This is a genomic window from Flavobacterium sp. PS2, assembly GCF_046250155.1.
Classification (GTDB): Bacteria; Bacteroidota; Bacteroidia; order Flavobacteriales; family Flavobacteriaceae; genus Flavobacterium.
The window spans coordinates 5,448,136-5,464,923 of the sequence record NZ_CP176426.1 but is presented as its reverse complement, the minus strand read 5'-3'; the positions used below and the strand labels follow the sequence as shown (position 1 = coordinate 5,464,923).

The window sequence follows — 16,788 nt, the reverse complement described above, 5'->3', positions numbered from 1 at the left end:
TTGATTAAGATTATTAAATAATTCAAAATCTCTATTTTTTCACTTTTACTTTAATGAGATCGTCATTTTTTAATGCCATTACACCGCTAGTTATAACAGTATCTCCCTTTTTTAAACCTGATAAAATCAAGATAGACGCATCTGTTCTTGTAGCCGTTTCTACCATTACTTCTTTGGCTTTGCCAAAATTAGAAATAAAGACTTTTTTTCCGTTTTGTACAGGTACAATAGCTTCCGTAGGAACCACAATTGCATCTTTTATAATATCTAATGGTAATTTTACATCAGCAAATGTTCCAGGGAATAATTTGCCATCTTTATTTTCGGCGATAGCTCTAATCTGAAGCGTTCTTGTTTCTACAGCAACTTCAGGCTCTATTGCGTAAACTTTAGCCGTATATTGAGTCTCAGACCCAGAAACCGTAAAAGTAATAATAGAATTGTTTCTTACCTGACTTGCGTATTTCTCTGGAATCGAGAATGTAATTTTTAATTTGCTTGTATTAACCAGTTTAGCAACCAAAATTGTTGGTGTAATATAAGTTCCCGGAGAAATTGATCGTAATCCTATCTTTCCAGAAAATGGTGCTTTTACAGATGTTTTTGCAATTTGAGCACGTATTAATTGGGTTTGTGCTTGCGCAGAAGCGTGGTCGGCTCTTGCAACTTCATATTCTTCTTGGCTAATAGCTTCTTTTTGAAGTAATAACTTTGCTCTTCTTTCGTTTTCGGCAGCCAAACCTTCCTTAGTAGTCGCTTGTCTTAATTGCGCTCTTAATTCTATATCATTTACCTTAAAAAGAACTTGACCTTTGGTTACGTTGCTTCCTTCACTAAAATAAATTCCTTCGACAATACCCGAAACTTCACTACGAATTTCTACTTGCTCATTGGCTTCAATAGATCCGGATAAAGATAAATTATTATCAAAAGTTTGAGTGTCTACAACAACTCCCGAAACTGTTGTGGTTTTGTTTTTACCGTTCTGACCTTTAGATTCGTCGTTTTTATTTTTATTAGAAACAATTCGATAAGCGATAAATCCGCCAATTCCGATTATTAGCAAGGCATATACAAGGTTTTTTACTTTCATGAGATTTAGGTAAAGCTAGAATTAATAGATTATGGTTTTAAGTGAATTCACAAATTTAGTTTTTTGTATTGAAAACCTATGACCTTATTTTTTATTTAACAATTGTATGTACAAATATTAATATTTTCGTTAAAATAAGATGCAAAAGGGCAATGCTAGAAACAGAGGTTCTGAGTTACAAAGCCTCTAATTTTCTAAGATTTACAATAAACATAAGTTCAAAAATTTGTATTAAGACTCCATTCCTGAAGAAAGGTTTAAAGGGATAATAAAAAAAGGTTTTTTTTAAGGTTTAAAAAAGGTACAAAGGTTTAAGAAAGGTGCAAAGTTGTAAAGGTTCTGAGGTACTAAGATTAGAAAAACGAGAAGAACTAGGTTAATCAAAAAGTAGCCGCAATATAACCCCAATCTTGTCTCCCTGACGAAGGAAGGGTCTCCGCAAGTAACTCGAGAATTTTAAGGAAGGTACAAAGGTTTTGAGAAAGGTACAAAGTTGCAAAGGTTCTGAGGTTCTAAGAAGGTTCATAAGAATAAAATTTAACAAGCTTTGCGAACATTGCATATCCCGATGCTTCGGGATTGCGTCCCTTGCGGTTAATTTTACCAAATACATCCACAAACTTGTCTCCCTGACGCAGGAAGGGTCTCCGCAAGTAGCTCGGCAATCTAAGAAAGAAGCTAAGAAAAAAAGTGAGCATTTACTCTATTTTATATGTAGCGTATTTACTATGTGTTACATACATACTTAATATTGTGGTTCTGTTGTAGTTACGTTGCAGTAAAATTTACCGCAAAGAACGCAAGGTTTTACGCAAAGTTCGCAAAGCTTTATCCTGATGAATCTTCTTCAAATCTTAGTATCTCAGAACCTCAGAGCCTTTGTTCCTTTGCAACTCTGAACCTTTGAACTTTTCTCAGAACCTTAGTATCTTAGCGTCTCAGCAACTTAATCAACTAATATAATTCCAGATATTCTTTTTCTTTGTTAATTCGATGAAAATGGCTTTAAGGATTGCATTTTCAGGTTTTTGCAATGGAGCGTCTTCTTTTAGGACTTTTAAAGCATAATTTCTGGCTAGAGCCAAAATATCACGATCACGAACAATATCGGCGATTTGAAGATTAAGTACACCGCTTTGTTGCGTTCCCATTAAATCACCAGGACCACGAAGTTTTAAGTCAACTTCGGCGATTTCGAAACCGTCATTGGTTTGAACCATAGTTTCCATTCGGGTTTTACTATCCGAACTTAGTTTATGCGAAGTCATTAAGATACAATAACTCTGCTCGGCACCACGACCTACACGACCACGTAATTGATGTAATTGTGAAAGTCCGAAACGTTCGGCACTTTCTATAATCATCACACTGGCATTCGGTACGTTTACACCAACCTCAATAACGGTTGTAGCAACCATTATATTCGTTTTTCCTTCCGAGAAACGTTTCATTTCCGAATCTTTATCAGCTGGTTTCATTTTTCCGTGAAGGATAGAAATCGAATAATTAGGTAGGGGAAAATCACGAGAAATACTCTCATAACCATCCATCAAGTCCTTGAAATCCATTTTTTCTGATTCTTGAATCAATGGATATACAATATAAATTTGTCTTCCTAGAGCAATTTCATCACGCAAAAATTTCCAGACTTTCAGTCGGTTACTGTCATAACGATGAACCGTTTGGATTGGTTTTCGTCCTGGAGGTAATTCGTCGATTACCGAAATATCTAAATCACCGTATAAACTCATAGCCAGTGTACGCGGAATAGGCGTAGCAGTCATAACTAATACGTGTGGCGGAATTTCGTTCTTTTTCCATAATTTAGAACGTTGCTCTACACCAAAACGGTGTTGCTCATCGATAACAGCTAAACCTAAGTTTTTAAATTTTACTTTGTCTTCTAGCAAAGCGTGTGTTCCGATTAAAATATGTAAACTACCGTTTTCTAATTCTTCATGAATTATTCTTCTGGCAGCAATTTTGGTTGAACCTGTTAGTATTTTTACATTGATGTCTAATGTCGCTGCTAATTCTGACAATCCCACAAAATGCTGATTTGCTAAGATTTCTGTAGGTGCCATCAAGCAAGCCTGAAAACCATTATCGAGCGCCAATAACATACTCATAAACGCAACGATAGTTTTCCCTGAACCTACATCTCCTTGTAACAATCGATTCATTTGGGCATTACTACCCATATCGGTACGTATTTCTTTGATTACTCTTTTTTGTGCATTTGTAAGTGCAAAAGGCAAGTGATTTTGATAAAATACATTAAAATATTCGCCTACTTTTACAAATGGATGTCCTTTTATTTTATGCTTTCTAATTAGGTTTTTAGTTATCAGTTGCAACTGAATAAAAAACAATTCTTCAAATTTTAATCGGTATTGGGCTTTCGCCAAAGCATCGGCACTTTTAGGAAAATGTATATTGAATAAAGCTGCTTTTTTAGGAATCAGTTTTAACTCATTTACCAAATAATCGGGAAGTGTTTCAGTAAATAAAGTCTGTGTTTCCAGAAATAATTGCTGCATGAGTTTGTTAATCACACGATTTGAAATCCCTCTATTAGCCAAGGTTTCTGTCGATGGATAAACAGGTTGCATTGCAGAGCGAAGGCTTTGTTCGTGTTCGCTCATGAGTTCAATTTCGGGATGCGACATACTAAACTGACTTCCGTATAAACTACATTTCCCAAAAATCACACAAACTTCGTTGAGTTTTAAACTCTCACGAATCCATTTATGTCCCTGAAACCAGTTTAAGTCTATTTGTCCCGTATCATCTACAAAAGTAGCAACCAACCGCTTCTTGTTTTTGGCAAATTCAACAGTCTTTATATTGATGATTTTACCAACAATCTGAACTTCGGCAGCAGTATTCTGTAATTCGTTAATCTTATAATATCGCGTTCTGTCTATATATCTATTCGGAAAAAAATTAACCAAATCAATATATTTATGAATCCCCAATTCCTTACGCAGCAATTCGCCACGATTAGGGCCAACACCTTTTAAGTATTCGATAGGAGTTTGAAGAAGATAATTAGACATTCTTTATTTAGACGATTAGATTTTTAGACTTCTTAGATTTACGAACTTTTTTATCTTTAAATATTTCAATAATTAAATCTTTTAATTTCTATTTTATCTTTAAATATTTATAAAAAGCGAAGATAGATTTTAATTAGGAAAATAGAAAATACAATTGTTTTGAAAAAGTTAAATGCTTTTATTTATAGTAAGAAAGAATCATTTATCTATCTCATAAAATAAATAGTCAACTCTATAAAACAAATATTTTAAGAATATATTTCTTAAAAAAGTTTCTTTTAGTAAGTTTTTTATACAAAATAAAATACTTATTTTTGAAAAACTCTAGAGGAAGAGCTAATTAATTCTATAATAAATTCTTTTCTCAACACTTTTGAGATGAAGAATTATAATATAAAATTACTGCTGAAATAAAAATTATGCAAAGACTTCCTTACCACATTTACCTAAATAAAAAAACAATTATAATCCGTTTTGCTTTATGTCTATCTCTCTTCTTAATTGCAGTTTGGATGTTATGGCATAATACAAAACAGTTTTATGATGGTCAAAATTTTCATCCAGAGATACTGTTTTTATCTCCTTTTGTGATTATTGGAATGCTCTTTTATACAATAAAAGAAGGGCGTTTATTTGATAATAATGAAATACAAATAACACTTAATCATAAAGGAATTATTTTTTACGGAAAATATTTCATTGAAATTGGAGTAGTAAATTGGGAAGATATAACAAGATGTGTTGAAACAAAGGAACAATACGAAACTGTATTAAATATAATTGTTCATCAACCAGATACTTATATAAATAAAATTAAAAATGAAAAGTACCGTAAAAAAGTAGAAACTTACTGCAATGAAAATGGTAATGTCTTATTATGGATAAATGTAAGGCTTTTAAATTGTGATCTTACGGAATTAAAAAGAAACATTTTTCAAATGATAGATAAAACAAAGAATACAAATAACTAAGATTAAGCAATTATTTGCTATTTAATAACCCCCAAACTAATTAACAAAATGATTTACGTTTACGAAATTGTAACAAAGCCTTTAACTTCAAAAATTATTTCAGATGAAATCTGTCCCGTATGTAATAAAAATGGATGTATTGAATTAACATTGTATGTGCGTTATATCTCTATGGTTATCCCTTTCTTTGGAATGGGACGAAAAACAGGAGTAGTTTGTACCAATTGCGGTGAAGTTTTAAAAAACCCTGATGCATCTGTATTTGCAAAGAAAAAATACTCAGCCAATATAGAAGCTGAGATTAATCAGATTAGAAATAATCACAAAAGAACTTTATGGCAGTTATTATACCCGTGGTCATTTTGTATTGTATTGCCATTAATCGTTTTAATTGCATTAGGTTATAGTAAGATTAATAACAAATCAATTGAGAAAAAGTCTGAGGAGTATGCTGCATTAATTACTAATCCGCAATCTGGAGATATTTACAAATCAACATGGTCTCAAGAAAATAGCCAGTTACAAGGTGCATTAGTGAAACTGATACGAATTGATGCTGATACGATGTATGTTATTCGTAGTAAAGAAATGATTCCTATGAGTTTTTCTAAAGCAGAATGGGATAAGCTTTCTTCTAATGCCGATGCATTCGATTCTAAAGAGTATAAAGTAAAGAAATTTACAGATTTAAAAGGAGGCAATTTTGGGCAGTTTTTCATGTACAATAAAGATCATAATGGTAAAATGACTCCAAAATATTTGGGAGCAATACTTGATAATACTGCTGCAATGGATTTAAATTTTGAAACGATAGTACGAGCAAAATAAAAAAGATAATATCAGTAGTTTTTATGATTCTAAATAGATTTATAAAAACTACTGATATCTTGATAATTTAAATCACTCTAGGTTTTTATTATAATTGAATCTTTATCTTTGAAAAAATAAAATCAATACAATGACAACTCATCTCGCATTACTTCGTGGAATCAATGTTTCTGGACACAACATGATAAAAATGGAAGCTCTAAAAACAACACTTGAAGCTATTGGTTTTAAGAACGTACAAACATATATTCAGTCGGGAAATGTATTTGTAGATACCGATGAAGACAATGCATCCAAAGTTGGCTTTGTAATCAAACAAGAAATTTTTAAAGTCTTTGGACACGAAGTACCTATTGTTGTTATTAATAAACAAGATTTAGAAGCTTGTTTTAAGAACAATCCTTTCTTAAAAGAAAAAGACGCTGATATTAAAAAATTGTACGTAGCTTTTATTTCGATAGCATTGAAAAGTGATAGTATAAATGATTTAAAAATAAGTCAGTTTAAGCCAGACGAAGCTAGTATTGATGGCAACAGAATATTTATTAAATACGCTGTTGGAGCAGGAAAAACCAGATTTGACCAGAAATATATTGAGAAAAAACTAAACGTAACTGCAACGATTAGAAACTGGAATACAGTAACTCAATTATTAAAAATTTACGAAGAAAGAGAAGTTTAAAAACTAAACGTATTTACTTAGAAATTTGAATCGATACTTTTTTTAGATAAATAGTATCAGTATTATGTACGGCACCTTTTCTCATTCCGCCACCAAAAGGATTGTGCAGATCTATAGATTTCTTTTCGTAACCCTCTTTGTAAATAGCTTCATTAACATGTAATGGTGGTGCTTCATAACCAACAAAAGTAAATTGAGAATATCTTATTTCTTTTAAATTAAAATAGCCCATTGCATTGGTTAAGCTTTCTCCTACGTTACAATTTTCGATAGGAGTATGGGTTGTTTCGTCATAGATATAGCCCATAATTTGTGGTCTTTGGCATCTACTTACTAAACAACTCTGGAATGAAAATGCGACAATAATTAAGGTAATTATTATTCCGAATTTTCTAAAATTTGACTTATTCACTTGTGTTTATTCTTTTAATTAAATTAGGCTTACTCTAAATTTTTAATAAGCTCATCTGCCATTGGCGTATTCATTCGTTTTAACTCGGCAATCATGAGTTGTTTTTGCTCTTCGCTCATTACTGGTGCAGCTTTTACAAATTGGTCTTTGTCTGCCTCTTTATAAAACATCGCATCAGTCCATTCATTTCTTATCCCATCGATTACAAGATGAATGCGGTTTTCTGTGCCACGATTGGCAACCGAATGAATAAAATTAGCATCTATATACCAACATTCTCCTTCATTCATAATTAAGCGAGTACCATCTAAGATAAACTCGACTTGGCTATTTGTAATTATCGGAATATGTAATCGAAAAGAATCATCTTCATATCCTAAACAATTATCACTATGCGGTTTAATTTCAGCTCCAGCAGCTAATTGCAATAATCGAACAGCTGTTTTTTCGAATAAAAAACCATCTAATATTTCTTTAAAATAGGTGCAAGAATCTAATATTTCGGTAGCAACTAGTTTTTCATCATTGTTTGAAAAAGCATAGATAGCGTCCGATTTTCCGCTTTGTGACATTAAAGCAATCGAAGTCCATTTTCCTGAATAATCATTCGTATTATAATGATCAATCCAGTTTTTATCGATGATTTTCTGGAAATCATTTTTTAGTTTTTCCTTATCAAACAAAAGAGGAAACTTTATAGAGCGTACTAATTTATCCATGATTTATTCTCTTAGCCATTTTATCATTGTAGGAAATGCCTTTTTTCCTTCATTTGTTGCTCGTTCTTTTCCTAATGTAAGTCCTGCCCATTCAAGAAAAGGCAAACCTATATAGTTTTCATCGTTAAAATTTGAAATTAACCATTCTGAATCGTTCTTGTATCCATTAGGATGAAACACAAATTCTATTGGTAATTTTAAATATTTTGCTGCGGCAAAAGACCATAGGATTGTTGCAATTTCTTCTCCTTCAGTTGGCCAATTAGCGGCCATTTTATCTGTGCCAACTAATTCTCTTTCAGCTGTGGTAGTTACAGCCAGATGTCCTGCTTCATGTAGAATGTCTCCTGGATATAATAATTTTTCAAAATCAATATAAATACAATTTGAGCCTAAAGATAATCCTGGTAAAAAAGTGTTATTTAATTCCTTTTCGACAACTTTAATTCCGATTTGGTCCAAGAAAAATAAAATCTTCTCTATTTCTAAGCTCTTTTCTTTTACAGGCATTTGTATGACTTTTAAAATAATATTATTGAGTTATATAGTTAGAATACATAAAACCAAGACTGTAACAAAAAAAAAGCTAACCATATAAGTAATATAAGTTCATTTAAGTTTGCACAGATTCGATTATACTTACATTTACTTACGTTGCTTATATGGTTAAAATAATTAATGTCTTACTGTTTATATCAAATCGCAATACCAAAATCCATAATCAAAAGCATCGCTTGCATTTGTATCACAAGCTGTATCGCTAGATTCTGTTTTAGGTTTTTCATATTTTCGATGTACAATTTCTCCAATTTCAAATTGTATTGGTTCAGAAAAAATAGGTCCATCGAAAGTAAAGGTATGAAATTCGCCATTTTCTCCACATACATCTACATTATCTGGCAAATCATTTATAAAATTCTGATCGATTACACGACCTACAAAACTTTTATCCAGAAAGCGTTCGTTTACACAAACCACTATTGTTTTAAAACCTAAAGATATAAATTCCTGAATTAAATCTTTTGTTGGTATTTTCCATAACGGGAATACGGCTTCAAAGCCAATATCTACCAATTTATCTTCACGGTACTTTCGTAAATCTTCCAGAAATATATCTCCAAAAATAGAATATTTAACACCTTGATCTTTAAGTTTAGCCAATGTTTTAGTCATTACTTCTTCGTACACTTCCATAGTTGGCATTTCTGGAATTTGCATAATTTCTAGCGGTAATCCAATACTTTTTGCTTGTTGTTCTAATAACTCTACACGAACTCCATGCATCGAAATACGCTGAAACTGCTGGTTGACGCTTGTAAGTAAACAATTTATTTCGAATTCTTTTTCTTGTTGTATTTTGTATAATGCTAAAGCTGAGTCTTTGCCGCTGCTCCAATTAAATAAGGCGATTTTTTTCAAAGGAATTGTTTAAATATTTTCTGAAAGTAAACATACAAATTTCCTTCGATTTGTTCATCAATCCTTTGTAACTTTGGAGACCTTTGCATCAAATAAAACAAATAATGAAATACCTCTTTTTTTTCTTTTCCCTTTTCAGTTTTGCTCAACAAACCCAATATGTCGATTTTAAATCAGTTTTAGGGGAAATCACTATCAATACAGCAGACAGATCACTATCAGGAAATGTGATATATGATTTTGATGTTCTAAAACCTATCGATACTATAAAAATTGATGCTCAAAACATGTCGTTTTCGAATTTAAAAATTAACGGAAATGAAATTATATTTATTAATACAAACAAGCAATTACAATTGATTTTTCCGTTCCAAAAAGGAAAACACACACTTACATTTAATTATTCAGCCAAGCCAAAACAGGCATTATATTTTGTCGGTAACTTCGACTCCACTCAAGGTGATAAATCAGATGATGTAAATGGACAAGTATGGACACAAGGACAGGGAAGATATACCAGTAATTGGTTCCCAAGTTTTGATGATGTAAATGAAAAAGTAGTTTTTAACCTAAATATTACTTTTGATAAAAACTATAAAGTTATCTCAAACGGATTATTAAAAAACAAACTCGAAAATGGGAATTCTATTGTTTGGCAATATCGAATGCAAAATCCTATGAGCTCTTATTTACTAATGCTTGCCATTGGGAAATATGAAGAAAAAGAGCTCAAATCTAAATCTAGAATTCCTTTAGAATACTACATCGAAAATAATGATATCTCTCGTTTTGAGCCAACTTATCGCTATTCTAAACAAATTTTTGACTTTCTGGAGAAAGAAATAGGAGTGAAGTACCCTTGGGAAATATACAAGCAAGCTCCTGTTCGTGACTTTATATATGCGGGTATGGAGAACACGACTGCTACTTTGCTTTCTACCAGATATGTTGTTGATTCTATAGGTTTTGAAGATAGAAAATACACCAATGTTAACGCACACGAATTGGCGCACCATTGGTTTGGGAATTTAATTACTGCCGAAAGTAGTACGCATCATTGGCTGCAAGAAGGTTTTGCAACCTATTATGCTTTGCTTGCTGAGAAAGAAATTTATGGTGAGGATTATTTTTATTCTAAATTATACGATACTGCACAACAATTAAAATATGCATCAAGAACCGATACAATTCCGGTCTTGAATGCCAAAGCTAGTTCGCTTACTTTTTACGAAAAAGGAGCTTGGGCATTATTTGTTTTACATGATGCTTTGGGCGATAAAACATTCAAAAAAGTGATCAAAAATTATTTGAAAAAATATGCATTTCAAACTGTAAATACAAATGATTTTTTTGAAGAAATAAAAAAACTATCCAATTATGATTTAAAAGAATTCTCTAAAATATGGCTAGAAACAACTGCTTTTAATAACCAACAAGCAAATGAATTGTTGAGCAAAAATAAAGCAATTCAAATACGCTTAGAAGTTGATAAAGCTAGTAAAAAACCTTTAGCCGAAAAAGAAGCTTTTCTTATCAAAACATTACAATCCGATGTTTATTTTACAGTTAAAAAAGCAATTGTAAGCCAGCTCAAGAATGAAAAATACGAAGCTAAAAAACAATTACTCATTCTGGCTTTAAACACAAACAACCTGCAAGTTCGACAAGAAGTAGCTGTTTCTTTGCCAAAAATCCCTGAAGATTTCAGACCACTATATGAGACTTTACTCGACGATAGATCATACCAAACGCAGGAAATAGCATTGTTTTATTTATGGAATAATTTTCCTTCTCGTCGCAGCGAATATTTAAATAAATCGAAAAACTGGATAGGATTTAACGACTATAATTTAAGAACATTATGGTTGTCATTAGCTTTATCAACACCTAATTACGCAACAGAACCAGAGGTTTTAATTAATGAATTAATAGCATATTCTTCGCCTAAATATGAAGCAACAACGCGCCAAAATGCTTTAGAGAAATTAATAGATTTTCGATTAACAAATGATATTGTATTGACAAACTTAGTAAATGCGACAACGCATCATATGTGGCAATTTTCTAAATTTGGTAGAGATACCATTCGATTATTATTAAAAAATAGTGAAATGCGTACTTCATTTGAAAGAATTTTGCCTAATTTGTCCTCGAATGAACAGTTTCAATTAGAACGTTTGTTGAAAGAGTAAGAATAGAAGAAAGAGAATAGAAGAAAGAGAATAGAAGAAAAGGATAGAGGAAAGAAATAGATTAAAGGTTTAGTCTATTTTCTAGCTTCTTTTATCTATTTTCTTTCAGATAAAAAAACTACAATACATTTATGAGAGCATTGGTTATTTCAGGAGGAGGAAGCAAAGGAGCTTTTGCCGGAGGAGTTGCACAATATTTATTACAAATAAAAAAATGTGAATACGATTTATTTCTAGGGACATCTACTGGAAGTTTACTTATTCCGCATTTGGCACTTGGAAATATTGATAAAATCCATGGAATCTACACCAATGTGAGCATGAATAAAATATTTAATATCAGTCCTTTTGTTGTAAAAGAGAAAGGCGGTATTGATATTGTTACCATAAATCACTTTAATGTATTACGCCAGTTTTTTAAAGGGAAAAGAACTTTTGGCGAAAGCAAAAGATTGCAAAAATACATCAAAGATCATTTGTCTTTATCTGAATTTAATCAGCTAAAAAAACTAAAAACTGATGTTGTTGTTACGGTTACCAACTTGTCTCGAAATGAAGCTGAATATAAATCGATAAAAGATTGTTCTTACGATGAATTTTGCGATTGGATTTGGATATCAAGTAACTATATTCCGTTTATGAGTTTAGTGTCTAAAAACAACTCAGAATATGGAGACGGAGGATTCTCAAGTTTGGTACCAATACGTGAAGCCATAAATCGTGGTGCAACCGAGATAGATGTGGTTATTCTGGAAACTGAAGTAAACACTACAAAAAGTACAATTGGCAAAAATCCGTTCTCGTTAATGATAGATTTGTTCCGAATTGCTCTAGATCAGGTTGAGAAACATGATATTGCTATTGGAAAACTATTGGCGAAAAACAAAAATGTGAAACTGAACTTGTTTTATACACCAACAAAACTAACCAATAACGCATTAATTTTTAACAAAGAAGAAATGAAAAAGTGGTGGGAAGAAGGATATGAATATGCTCAGAATAAGTCTGAAATTATGAGTGATAATAGATGATTTTAGATTTTAGAATGTAGATTTTAGATTAATAAAGATTGAACTTAATTAAATAAGTTAGTATTCACTGAATCATTTTAACCATGTAAGTGATGTAAGTAAATATAAGCGCAACTAATCAGCATAAAACTTAAATGAACTTACATCACTTATATGGTTAACTTTTTTATTATAATCTTAAAATTCTATATAAGTCAGATGTTTTATTCTTCACTCTAAAATCTACAATTAAAGATTACCACATTTCGCTTACTTCTCTTTTAATATATCCTAAAGCAGCACTGCTTGGTGATTGCTTATCAAATAAATCATTTAAGATAACCTCACGTAATTTATCTGCACTGTCTACACGGTCGCTCATATTTGCTTTACGAATCATCTGGATTGTAGCATTTTTAGCTGTGGTTACAATAGTCCAACATTCATCAGACATATATATTTGTTGCGTTAAGTTATGCTCGAATTCTTGCTCGATTTGTGCAATAACTAAATTTTCATAATCATTTTTATCATTAGATATTGGCGCAACGCGTATCAATAAATTAGTTAAACTAATACGTTCTAAGTATAAAGTAATTCGTTCATAAGCTTGTAATCGTAAAGGCAAAGCTTGTTTTTGAGCATCTTTTTGCAATAACCATCTTCTTGTATTTTGTTTATCCTGAAGATACGATTTGAAAAAATAATAAGCTACGCTTCCTGTTATGATTGAAGGTATAGTATAAGCTAGAACTTCTATGATTTTGTTTGAATCCATTTTTATAATTTAAGGAAACAAAAATATACTTTTGGTTGTAATTCAGCATCATTTTAATTGTAATATTTGTTTAAGAAGGCTAATTTTGCTGACATTCAAATTTTAATCAAATACTACACTATAATTGGAAAACTATATTATAATTTTGCTTTGTTTAGCTGCTTTTGCAGCAGGATTTATTGATGCTATTGTAGGCGGTGGCGGGTTAATCCAAACTCCAATGGGATTAATTTTATTACCAAATTTACCTGTTTCGACTGTTATTGGAACTCTGAAATTACCTGCATTTAGCGGAACCGCTTTTGCTGCTTTTCAATACATGAAAAAAGTAACCATTCAATGGAAGTTATTATTGATTATGATGGTTTTAGCAGTCCCATCTGCATTTTTAGGATCTACTTTATTGACTTATGTTAGCAATGATTTTATGAAACCATTGTTACTGGTAGTTTTATCGCTATTGCTAATTTATACTTATGCTAAAAAGAATTTTGGTCAACATGTGGCCAAAGATCATTCAGCTAAAACCCAAATATTATATGCTGTTGTAATTAGTATAATAGTTGGTTTTTATGATGGTTTTATTGGCCCTGGAACTGGCAGCTTTTTTGTAGTTGCTTTTATAGCTTTAATGGGATTCGACTTTTTGCACGCTTCGGCAAATGCCAAAATGGTGAACTTAGCTACTAATTTTGGATCTATCTGTTTGTTTATTATAAAAGGAAAGATCATTTGGACAATCGCAATTCCTATGGCCATAAGTAATGGACTTGGCGGATGGCTTGGTGCTAAGCTGGCTATAAATAAAGGAAATGGTTTTATTAGAGTTTTCTTTTTGATTGTTGTAATCGGTACGTTGATACGTTTTGCTTACGATGTATTTTATAAATAGAGGTTCTGAGAGGCTAAGATTCTAAGATGCTAAGTTTTTTTCATCTTTGATATTTTGAACCTTAGTTCCTCAGAAGCTTAGAACCTTAGACGCTTTAAAAAAAAACAATTGTTTGAGTCTAGCCCCGATAGAGGTGATATCCTCGCAGTGAAACGGAGAGATAAAGCCGAAAGCGGGAACTTTGCTTCTTAAAAAAGCCTTTTGTTGTGCTTCAAAAAAAACTTAGCAACTCAGTGTCTTAACAGCTTAGGAACTTTCTTTTTAAATTCTTATTTTTGCAACAATTATGGAGAAAAATTTCATGCAAAAATACATTGACCAGCTCAATGACGCACAGAGACAGCCTGTTTTAAAGAAAGACGGGCCGATGATTATTATTGCTGGGGCAGGTTCAGGAAAAACACGTGTTTTAACAATTAGAATTGCTTATTTGATGGCGCAGGGTGTTGATGCGTTCAATATTTTGTCGCTTACTTTTACCAATAAAGCGGCTCGTGAGATGAAACACAGGATATCTGATATTGTGGGAGCGTCGGAGGCAAAAAACCTTTGGATGGGAACTTTTCACTCTATTTTTGCGCGTATTCTTCGTGCAGAATCTGATCATTTGGGATATCCATCTAATTTTACGATTTACGATTCTCAGGATTCAGCGAGACTAATTTCTTCTATTATAAAAGAAATGCAGCTGGATCGTGATGTTTATAAACCAAAACAGGTTTTAGGACGTATATCAAATTATAAAAATAGTTTGATTACGGTAAAAGCCTATTTTAATAATCCTGAATTGGTAGAAGCTGATGCCATGGCTAAAAGACCAAGATTAGGAGAAATTTATCAGCACTATGTTGACCGTTGTTTTAAAGCGGGTGCTATGGATTTTGATGATTTACTATTGAAAACCAATGAATTACTTAATCGTTTTCCAGAAGTTTTATCGAAATATCAAAACCGTTTTCGCTATATTTTGGTTGATGAGTACCAGGATACAAATCACTCTCAGTATTTAATTGTAAAAGCTTTATCTGATAAGTTTCAGAATATTTGTGTTGTAGGAGATGATGCGCAGAGTATTTATGCTTTCCGTGGAGCGAATATTAATAATATTTTGAATTTTCAGAAAGATTATGAAGGTGTGATAATGTTTCGTTTAGAGCAAAATTATCGTTCAACCCGTAACATAGTTGAAGCTGCAAATACTGTAATGGAACATAATAAGACCAAACTTGATAAAATAGTTTGGACTGCAAATGATTTTGGACAAAAAATTAAAGTCCACAGAAGTTTAACAGATTCTGAAGAAGGTCGTTTTGTAGCGAGTACCATTTTTGAACAAAAAATGCAAAATCAATTGCATAATGGCTCTTTTGCAATTTTGTATCGTACTAATGCACAATCCCGTGCGATGGAGGATGCATTAAGAAAACGTGATATTCCGTATCGAATCTATGGTGGATTATCGTTTTACCAACGTAAGGAAATTAAAGACGTTTTGTGTTATTTGCGTTTGGTAATTAATCCGAAAGACGAAGAAGCACTGGTGCGTGTAATTAATTATCCTGCTCGTGGAATTGGAGATACTACTGTTGAAAAATTGACTATTGCTGCCAATCATTACAAACGTTCTATTTGGGAAGTAATGGTTAATATTGATAAAATTGACTTGAAACTGAATGCTGGGACAAAGAATAAAATCAGGGATTTTGTAACGATGATTCAGAGTTTTCAGGTTATTGATCAAAATCAGGATGCTTTTTATATTACGGATCATGTTACAAAAAAAACTGGATTAGTTCAGGAACTAAAGAAAGATGCTACACCTGAGGGTATGGCAAAAATTCAGAATATTGAAGAATTACTAAACGGTTTAAAAGATTTTACCGAAGGCCAGAAAGAAATTGATGGAGCAAGAGGGGCATTGTCTGAATTTATGGAAGATGTGGCACTTGCTACTGATTTAGATAAAGATACTAGTGATGAAGACAGAGTTGCTTTAATGACAATTCACCTTGCAAAAGGATTAGAATTCCCGCATGTTTTTGTTGTTGGGATGGAAGAAGATTTGTTTCCTAGTGCCATGAGTATGAGTACAAGAAGTGAACTTGAGGAAGAACGTCGTTTATTTTACGTAGCTTTAACACGCGCAGAGCATCAGGCTTATTTAACGTATGCACAATCGCGTTATCGTTGGGGTAAATTAACAGATAGTGAGCCATCTCGTTTTATTGAAGAAATTGATGGTCAGTATTTAGAATATTTGACGCCAGCAGAAAGTGGATATCGTTATAAGCCAATGATTGACATTGACGTTTTTGGTGATGTTGATAAATCAAAATTGCGTTTGGCTAAACCAATTGGTACAACACCTCCTAAACAGGTTAATAACAATGAACCAAAATCGGATTTAAATATTCGTAAACTAAAACCTGTATCGAGTAATAATCCTAATGCAAGTGCTCCTAATTTATTTGATAATAAATTAACTATTGGAAATCTTGTAATGCATGAACGCTTTGGAAGAGGTGAAGTTGTTAATATAGAAGGAGTAGGAGCTGATAAAAAAGCAGAAATCAAATTTGAAGTTGGCGGACTTAAAAAGTTGTTACTTCGTTTTGCAAAATTAGATGTGATTGGGTAGAAGATAATAGAAGTAAGAGAATAGACTTAGATAACTAGATAATATAATCTAGAAAAAGTTTATGAACTCATACTAGAATCTTTTGAATTTTAATC

The 16,788-nt window shown here is 32.1% G+C and carries 14 protein-coding genes; 7 read left to right on the top strand and 7 right to left on the bottom strand.

Features of this window, described 5'->3' with window-relative positions; genetic code table 11:
- Positions 1 to 31: 31 nt before the first annotated feature.
- Complete coding sequence (locus ACJ6WR_RS23375) at positions 32 to 1,093, bottom strand: efflux RND transporter periplasmic adaptor subunit (protein WP_409416671.1); 1,062 nt, start codon at positions 1,091 to 1,093, stop codon at positions 32 to 34.
- Between the two features lie 950 nt (positions 1,094 to 2,043).
- Positions 2,044 to 4,152, bottom strand: coding sequence for an ATP-dependent DNA helicase RecG (recG, locus tag ACJ6WR_RS23370; protein WP_039111943.1), 2,109 nt, complete (start codon positions 4,150 to 4,152; stop codon positions 2,044 to 2,046).
- Between the two features lie 419 nt (positions 4,153 to 4,571).
- Here recG and ACJ6WR_RS23365 point away from each other — a divergent pair, with 419 nt between their 5' ends.
- From ACJ6WR_RS23365 to ACJ6WR_RS23355, 3 genes are all read left to right on the top strand, one after another.
- Complete coding sequence (locus ACJ6WR_RS23365; protein ID WP_131474452.1) at positions 4,572 to 5,123, top strand: STM3941 family protein; 552 nt, start codon at positions 4,572 to 4,574, stop codon at positions 5,121 to 5,123.
- Positions 5,124 to 5,171: 48 nt separating this feature from the next.
- Positions 5,172 to 5,951, top strand: a complete 780-nt coding sequence (locus ACJ6WR_RS23360) for a hypothetical protein (RefSeq protein ID WP_039111945.1) — start codon at positions 5,172 to 5,174, stop codon at positions 5,949 to 5,951.
- Between the two features lie 130 nt (positions 5,952 to 6,081).
- Positions 6,082 to 6,633 carry a DUF1697 domain-containing protein gene (locus ACJ6WR_RS23355; RefSeq protein ID WP_039111946.1) on the top strand — a complete coding sequence of 184 codons (552 nt, stop codon included), beginning with the start codon at positions 6,082 to 6,084 and terminating at the stop codon, positions 6,631 to 6,633.
- 13 nt (positions 6,634 to 6,646) lie between these two features.
- Here the strand turns inward: ACJ6WR_RS23355 and ACJ6WR_RS23350 are convergent, their stop codons facing one another.
- The 4 genes from ACJ6WR_RS23350 to ACJ6WR_RS23335 form a co-directional block, all read right to left on the bottom strand.
- Entirely contained in the window at positions 6,647 to 6,940 is a 294-nt protein-coding gene (locus ACJ6WR_RS23350; RefSeq protein WP_240474667.1) for a hypothetical protein, read from the bottom strand.
- A 134-nt stretch (positions 6,941 to 7,074) separates the two neighbouring features.
- Positions 7,075 to 7,764 carry an aspartyl/asparaginyl beta-hydroxylase domain-containing protein gene (locus ACJ6WR_RS23345; RefSeq protein WP_039111948.1) on the bottom strand — a complete coding sequence of 230 codons (690 nt, stop codon included), beginning with the start codon at positions 7,762 to 7,764 and terminating at the stop codon, positions 7,075 to 7,077.
- Positions 7,765 to 7,767: 3 nt separating this feature from the next.
- Entirely contained in the window at positions 7,768 to 8,274 is a 507-nt protein-coding gene (locus ACJ6WR_RS23340) for a hypothetical protein (protein ID WP_039111949.1), read from the bottom strand.
- A 180-nt stretch (positions 8,275 to 8,454) separates the two neighbouring features.
- Entirely contained in the window at positions 8,455 to 9,183 is a 729-nt protein-coding gene (locus ACJ6WR_RS23335) for a diphthine--ammonia ligase (RefSeq protein WP_039111950.1), read from the bottom strand.
- Positions 9,184 to 9,287: 104 nt separating this feature from the next.
- Between ACJ6WR_RS23335 and ACJ6WR_RS23330 the strand changes: the two genes are divergently transcribed.
- Positions 9,288 to 11,375, top strand: coding sequence for a M1 family metallopeptidase (locus tag ACJ6WR_RS23330; protein ID WP_039111951.1), 2,088 nt, complete (start codon positions 9,288 to 9,290; stop codon positions 11,373 to 11,375).
- Between the two features lie 131 nt (positions 11,376 to 11,506).
- The gene (locus tag ACJ6WR_RS23325; protein WP_039111952.1) at positions 11,507 to 12,406 is read left to right on the top strand and encodes a patatin family protein; all 900 of its coding nucleotides are present in this window, start codon (positions 11,507 to 11,509) and stop codon (positions 12,404 to 12,406) included.
- Between the two features lie 235 nt (positions 12,407 to 12,641).
- On the opposite strand, the gene ACJ6WR_RS23320 is transcribed toward ACJ6WR_RS23325, so the two are convergent.
- The gene (locus ACJ6WR_RS23320; RefSeq protein WP_039111953.1) at positions 12,642 to 13,163 is read right to left on the bottom strand and encodes a hypothetical protein; all 522 of its coding nucleotides are present in this window, start codon (positions 13,161 to 13,163) and stop codon (positions 12,642 to 12,644) included.
- Between the two features lie 124 nt (positions 13,164 to 13,287).
- Here ACJ6WR_RS23320 and ACJ6WR_RS23315 point away from each other — a divergent pair, with 124 nt between their 5' ends.
- Both ACJ6WR_RS23315 and ACJ6WR_RS23310 read left to right on the top strand, forming a co-directional pair.
- Positions 13,288 to 14,055, top strand: coding sequence for a sulfite exporter TauE/SafE family protein (locus ACJ6WR_RS23315; RefSeq protein WP_409416670.1), 768 nt, complete (start codon positions 13,288 to 13,290; stop codon positions 14,053 to 14,055).
- Between the two features lie 301 nt (positions 14,056 to 14,356).
- Positions 14,357 to 16,693, top strand: a complete 2,337-nt coding sequence (locus tag ACJ6WR_RS23310) for an ATP-dependent helicase (RefSeq protein WP_039111955.1) — start codon at positions 14,357 to 14,359, stop codon at positions 16,691 to 16,693.
- Positions 16,694 to 16,788 lie beyond the last annotated feature (95 nt).

Bases quoted from the DNA above. Each gene is read 5' to 3' on its own strand.
- recG (WP_039111943.1), bottom strand. From the start codon at position 4,152: ATGTCTAATTATCTTCTTCAAACTCCTATCGAATACTTAAAAGGTGTT.
- ACJ6WR_RS23340 (WP_039111949.1), bottom strand. From the start codon at position 8,274: ATGCCTGTAAAAGAAAAGAGCTTAGAAATAGAGAAGATTTTATTTTTC.
- ACJ6WR_RS23310 (WP_039111955.1), top strand. From the start codon at position 14,357: ATGCAAAAATACATTGACCAGCTCAATGACGCACAGAGACAGCCTGTT.
- ACJ6WR_RS23375 (WP_409416671.1), bottom strand. From the start codon at position 1,093: ATGAAAGTAAAAAACCTTGTATATGCCTTGCTAATAATCGGAATTGGC.
- ACJ6WR_RS23355 (WP_039111946.1), top strand. From the start codon at position 6,082: ATGACAACTCATCTCGCATTACTTCGTGGAATCAATGTTTCTGGACAC.
- ACJ6WR_RS23345 (WP_039111948.1), bottom strand. From the start codon at position 7,764: ATGGATAAATTAGTACGCTCTATAAAGTTTCCTCTTTTGTTTGATAAG.
- ACJ6WR_RS23325 (WP_039111952.1), top strand. From the start codon at position 11,507: ATGAGAGCATTGGTTATTTCAGGAGGAGGAAGCAAAGGAGCTTTTGCC.
- ACJ6WR_RS23330 (WP_039111951.1), top strand. From the start codon at position 9,288: ATGAAATACCTCTTTTTTTTCTTTTCCCTTTTCAGTTTTGCTCAACAA.
- ACJ6WR_RS23320 (WP_039111953.1), bottom strand. From the start codon at position 13,163: ATGGATTCAAACAAAATCATAGAAGTTCTAGCTTATACTATACCTTCA.
- ACJ6WR_RS23360 (WP_039111945.1), top strand. From the start codon at position 5,172: ATGATTTACGTTTACGAAATTGTAACAAAGCCTTTAACTTCAAAAATT.
- ACJ6WR_RS23350 (WP_240474667.1), bottom strand. From the start codon at position 6,940: ATGGGCTATATCTATGACGAAACAACCCATACTCCTATCGAAAATTGT.
- ACJ6WR_RS23365 (WP_131474452.1), top strand. From the start codon at position 4,572: ATGCAAAGACTTCCTTACCACATTTACCTAAATAAAAAAACAATTATA.